The organism is Rubritalea sp., assembly GCF_039830215.1.
Taxonomy (GTDB): Bacteria; Verrucomicrobiota; Verrucomicrobiia; order Verrucomicrobiales; family Akkermansiaceae; genus Rubritalea.
In genome coordinates, this window is sequence record NZ_JBDOPO010000028.1 from 1 (window position 1) to 2,231 (window position 2,231).

General features: G+C 49.6%; 3 protein-coding genes. 1 reads left to right on the forward strand and 2 read right to left on the reverse strand.

Annotation, left to right across the window (positions count from 1 at the left end; translation table 11 throughout):
- Nucleotides 1-207: 207 nt before the first annotated feature.
- Nucleotides 208-1,089, reverse strand: a complete 882-nt coding sequence (gene ilvE / locus ABGY95_RS00755) for a branched-chain-amino-acid transaminase (protein ID WP_347439766.1) — start codon at nt 1,087-1,089, stop codon at nt 208-210.
- 203 nt (nt 1,090-1,292) lie between these two features.
- Here ilvE and ABGY95_RS00760 point away from each other — a divergent pair, with 203 nt between their 5' ends.
- Nucleotides 1,293-1,799, forward strand: coding sequence for a hypothetical protein (locus ABGY95_RS00760; RefSeq protein ID WP_347439767.1), 507 nt, complete (start codon nt 1,293-1,295; stop codon nt 1,797-1,799).
- Nucleotides 1,800-1,971: 172 nt separating this feature from the next.
- Here the strand turns inward: ABGY95_RS00760 and ABGY95_RS00765 are convergent.
- A partial coding sequence (locus ABGY95_RS00765) for an ABC transporter permease (RefSeq protein ID WP_347439768.1) occupies nt 1,972-2,231 on the reverse strand: 260 nt, incomplete at its 5' end.

The following is a 2,231-nucleotide window of genomic DNA, read 5'->3' on the forward strand; positions in this document are numbered from 1 at the left end:
AAGCGTTGAGTGAAATCTCTAATCTAAGAATCTTTAGCAAAAGCCATTGGCCTGCACGCTAAGGGGCGCAGGAAACACTAGGATGCGGAGCTGGAGCCAATGATGCCAATCTTAGCAAAATGTATTTCAGATCTAGGCTATAGTTAGGTACAAAACCGTGCCACTAGGTGTTGGCGCGGTTTTGTAAAATGGATGGGCTTTTTTATCTTAGACGCAAGGTGTGCCTTCGCTATTAGCGAGAGCACGAAAGTCTTCCACGAGTTGCTTGGAGATTGGTCCAGGTTTGCCGACGCCGATTAGGCGTTGGTCGTACTTTACAGCAGGGATAACCTCAGCTGCAGTGCCTGTTAGAAAAATTTCATCAGCAGTGTAGAGGTCGTAACGGGTCATTGATTTCTCAGAGAGCTCTAGTTCAGCTTTCTCACAAAGTTCGAAAATGACTTGGCGGGTGATCCCGTCGAGCGATCCGTCAGAAACTGGCGGAGTGTAGAGCTTTCCCTTTTTGATGACGAAGACGTTGTCGCCTGTGCACTCCGCTACGTAGCCTTGTTCATTGAGCATTATTCCTTCGATCACACCGGCCTGGATGCACTCGATCTTGGCCATGATGTTGTTGAGATAGTTCAGGGACTTAACCTGAGGGCTGAGCGAGCCAGGAGTTGGGCGACGAGTCGCGCAAGTGACGAGCTCGAGTCCATTGGTGTAGTTCTCTTCCGGGTAAAGCTGGATAGCTGCGGCAATGATGAACATTGACGGCTTAGGGCAGAGATAAGGATTGAGGCCTAGCCCACCTTCGCCGCGCGTGATAACGAGACGGATGTAGCCGTCGGTTAGACCGTTCGCTTTGACCGTGTCGACGGTAGCTTGGCAGATTTCTTCCAAACTCCATGGGAGAGTCATGTGAATTGCTTTTGCTGATAGAATAAGGCGCTCTATGTGCTCCTCGAGTCGGAAGACGCGGCCGCTGTAGAAACGGATACCTTCGAAGATGCCGTCGCCGTAGAGTAGGCCGTGATCAAATACGGAGATCTTTGCGTCGGCTTTGTCGATAATATTACCATCTAGCCAGATTTGTTGCGTGTCGCTCATAGTAAATGTGTGATTTCTTGCAAAGTACGGGAATGAGGTCTGATTGCAACTCACGATTTGGACATTTATGGTGGAAATACTCTGTTTAATTTCAGGCTAGTGGGTATTTGGGTCAAATGTGTCAGATCCCGCGGAGAGCTGAGAAATGACATCGTTCAAAAATCACTCTTTTCATGGGAGGAAATACGAGTAGGCTATGAGCAATGGAAACGTTGCTAGATATACTCTCTCACCCATTCAGCTGGGGGCTATTGCTCGGGCTCGGAATGGTCATTTTTGTTTGGAGATCGGGAGCCAAGGACCGAAAATTTCTTAAAACTGAGTTGAAGCGTGTGGAGGAAGAAAACTCAGAACTTCAAGGCCACCTCAATACGCAACTCAAGATCAACGCCAAGGGCAACGAGTTGCTACAGAATCAGCTAGATGAACTCAAAGAGCAGAACGAGACGCTAAGAGTCAATCTCAGCGCTGTGCAACAAAAACCAGGAAAGGCTGAACTCCGCAGGCTAGAAGTCACCGAGACAGCGATCAGTGTGATGCGTGAGCAAGCGCCTGGATTCGCTCCTGCTTGGGAAAAAGCTCTCCGTGAATCCGAAGACGACTACGTGGCTGCCGAAGGAGGACTCAAAAAACTCATGCGCAAAGTCGTCCCTAGTTTTCGCTCAACGCCAGATACTGGCGGGAAAAAGGTGGAAGAAATTGAAGGGTGAGTACCAGTCAAAAGGTTAAGGGGTTAAGAGGTGATTCCGCGTGATATTACATAAGTTCCCCAACGAGGTGTGTCATTCCAGACTGCGGTGAAGGCAAAGCCAAACCGTAGGGTAATTAGTAGGATGAAATTCCTTGGCTGGAGGCCAAGCTCATTCAAGTCACGCTATGTCCTCACAGCTTGAGTTGATGCGCCTGGGTGAAGAACTGGCGGTAGGTGAGGAAAGTGGCGATCATCGAGGCAAAGGCCGCGGCGCCCACTAGCATAAACATCACGACTATCTGTAACTGCACTGCTTCCATTGGTGGGCTGCCTGCTAGGATCATGCCGGTCATCGCTCCAGGAAGAGCAATTAGTCCTACGGTCTTTGTGCTGTCTACCAGTGGGGTCATGCCAGTTGCCAAAGCAGTGCGAATTTGTCCTTGAGCGGCTA

Excerpts from the sequence above, each read along its gene's own strand:
- ilvE (WP_347439766.1), bottom strand. The coding sequence starts at position 1,089 with ATGAGCGACACGCAACAAATCTGGCTAGATGGTAATATTATCGACAAA.
- ABGY95_RS00760 (WP_347439767.1), top strand. The coding sequence starts at position 1,293 with ATGGAAACGTTGCTAGATATACTCTCTCACCCATTCAGCTGGGGGCTA.